This is a genomic window from Roseomonas sp. KE2513 (genome assembly GCF_016107305.1).
Lineage (GTDB): Bacteria > Pseudomonadota > Alphaproteobacteria > Acetobacterales > Acetobacteraceae > Roseomonas.
The window spans coordinates 1-2449 of record NZ_RCVR01000115.1 but is presented as its reverse complement, the minus strand read 5'-3'; the positions used below and the strand labels follow the sequence as shown (position 1 = coordinate 2449).

Genomic DNA, 2449 nt, shown 5'->3' with positions numbered 1-2449 from the left:
GTATCCGTCCGCCGAGGGCCGCCTGTTTTAAGGGGTGATGATCGCTGACCTTAGTGACGCTCGTAAGGGCGACGCAAAGGGCGGGGCAGGATGGAGATCATCACCGGGGTGGAGCGGCGGCGGCGCTGGTGTGCCGAGGACAAGCTGCGCATGCTGGCCGAGGCGGCGCAGCCTGGAGCGCGGACGTCGGAGGTGGCCCGGCGGCACGACATCAGCCGCGGGTTGCTGTGGTACTGGCGGCGTCAGCTGCGGCAGGGACGGCTTGCGGTGGCTGATCCTCGGGAGCCGGTGTTTCTGCCCCTGCAGGTGAGCGACGCCGTGCCGCCCGGGCTTGGTGCGCCCGCGGCGGCGACGGACCCGCGGATCGAGATCGCACTGCCGGACGGCACCTGTGTGCGGGTGGGGGCGGACGTGGACGCGGCGGCGCTGCGGCGCGTGCTGTCGGTGCTGCGGCGGTGATCCCCGTCCCCTCCGGTGTGCGGGTCTGGCTGGCGGTGGGCCACACCGACATGCGCCGCGGCATGAACGGGCTGGCGCTGCAGGTGCAGCAGGCCCTCGGGCGCGACCCGCACGCCGGGGATCTCTACGTATTCCGCGGCAAGCGCGGCGACCTGGTTAAGATTGTCTGGCATGACGGGCTCGGCATGTCGCTTTACGCCAAGCGGCTGGAGCGGGGACGCTTCCTGTGGCCTGCCCCCGCGGATGGCGCCGTGTCCATCTCGTCGGCGCAGCTGGCCTACATGCTGGACGGGATCGACTGGAGGAACCCGCAGCACACCTACCGGCCGCAGGTCGCGGGCTGATCCTGTCAGGACAGGGGTGATTGTGCTGGCGGTGGGTTTCGCCGTCTGATTCACTCCCTCCATGACGGCCGCGCCGGACCCTGCCGATGATGTCGAGGCGCTCCGCGTGGCCCTTGCCGCGGAGCGCGAGGCGCGCATCGCCGCCGAGGCGATGATCGCGCACCTCAAGCTGGTCATCGCCAAGCTGCGGCACGACAAGTTCGGCGCCTCCTCCGAGCGCGGCCGCAAGCTCATCGACCAGCTGGAGCTGGAACTCGGCGACCTCGTCGCGACCATGGCCGAGGAGGCGACCCGGACCGAGGGCCAGGGCGGGGAGCGGCAGCCCGGGGCACCACCGCGCAAGCCGGTCCGGGGCCCTCTGCCCGCCCACCTGCCGCGCGAGCGGGTGGTGGTGCCCTCGCCCTCTGCCTGCCCCTGCTGCGGGGGCAAGCTGTCCAAGCTGGGTGAGGACGTCACCGAGACCCTGGAGGTGGTGCCTCGGTCCTGGAAGGTGGTCCAGACCGTGCGCGAGCGGTTCAGCTGCCGGGCCTGCGAGACCATCACCCAGCCGCCCGCGCCGTTCCACCCGATCGCCCGTGGGCGCGCGGGGCCGAACCTGCTGGCCATGGTGCTGGAGGCCAAGTACGGCCAGCACCTGCCGCTGAACCGCCAGAGCGAGACCTACTCTCAGGAGGGGGTGGAGCTGAGCGTCTCCACCCTGGCCGACTGGGTCAGCACCGCGGCCGCGGTCCTCTCGCCCCTCCACGCCCTCATCGGGGCCCATGTCCTGGCCGCCGAGCGCCTGCACGGGGACGACACCACCGTGCCCCTGCTCGCCCGCGGCAAAACGGTCACGGCCCGCCTCTGGACCTATGTCCGCGACGACCGGCCCTTTGCCGGACCGGCTCCGCCCGCGGCCTTGTTCCATTTCTCCCGCGACCGCACGGCCGAGCACCCCAGGCGCCACCTGGCCTCCTACGCGGGCATCCTGCAGGCGGACGCCTATGCTGGGTTCGGCGAGCTCTACCGGCCCGACCGCAAGCCGGGACCGATCACGGAGGCGGCGTGTTGGGCGCATTTCCGCCGGAAGGCCTTCGAGCTGGCCGAGGTCGCTCGCGCGCCTCTCGCGGCCGAGGCCGTGCGGCGCATCGACCGCGTGTTCGAGGCCGAGCGCGAGGTGAACGGGCGACCGGCCGCGGAGCGCCTGGCCCATCGCACCGCCGTGGTGGCCCCGCTGGTCGCCGACCTCCATGCCTGGATGCTGGAGACCAGGGGAAGGCTGTCGCGCCACAACGATCTGGCCAAGGCGCTGGACTACGCCCTCAAGCGCTGGGAGGCGTTCACCGGGTTCCTTGGCGACGGCCGGGTTTGCCTGACCAATAACGCAGCGGAACGCGCCCTCCGCGGCATCGCCCTCGGCCGAAAGGCTTGGCTGTTCGCTGGCAGTGACCGCGGCGGCGAGCGGGCTGCCGTGATGATCTCGCTCATCACCACGGCGAAGCTGAACGACATCGATCCGCGTGCATGGCTCGCCGACGTCCTCGCTCGCATCGCCAACCATCCTGCCTCCAAGCTCGACGAGTTCCTCCCGTGGAACTGGAAGCCACCGGCAATGCCACTCTCGGCCGCCGCTTGATCGTCAACCGCGGTACTCGGCGGATGGGTAC

3 protein-coding genes are annotated in these 2449 nt (G+C 71.4%); all 3 read left to right on the top strand.

Annotated elements, in window-relative coordinates; translation table 11 throughout:
* The first annotated feature begins 90 nt into the window (after positions 1–90).
* The 3 genes from tnpA to tnpC all read left to right on the top strand — a co-directional run bounded on the left by tnpA (position 91) and on the right by tnpC (position 2418).
* Entirely contained in the window at positions 91–459 is a 369-nt protein-coding gene (tnpA, locus tag D9599_RS30425; RefSeq protein ID WP_198382189.1) for an IS66-like element accessory protein TnpA, read from the top strand.
* Positions 456–803, top strand: a complete 348-nt coding sequence (gene tnpB / locus D9599_RS30420; RefSeq protein ID WP_198385081.1) for an IS66 family insertion sequence element accessory protein TnpB — start codon at positions 456–458, stop codon at positions 801–803. The genes tnpA and tnpB overlap by 4 nt, the downstream gene beginning before the upstream one ends.
* 61 nt (positions 804–864) lie before the next feature.
* Positions 865–2418 carry an IS66 family transposase gene (gene tnpC, locus D9599_RS30415; protein ID WP_198385080.1) on the top strand — a complete coding sequence of 518 codons (1554 nt, stop codon included), beginning with the start codon at positions 865–867 and terminating at the stop codon, positions 2416–2418.
* The last annotated feature ends 31 nt before the right edge of the window (positions 2419–2449 follow it).

What these genes read in the sequence shown, in the direction of transcription:
- tnpA (WP_198382189.1), top strand. Translation starts at nt 91, where the DNA reads ATGGAGATCATCACCGGGGTGGAGCGGCGGCGGCGCTGGTGTGCCGAG.
- tnpC (WP_198385080.1), top strand. Translation starts at nt 865, where the DNA reads ATGACGGCCGCGCCGGACCCTGCCGATGATGTCGAGGCGCTCCGCGTG.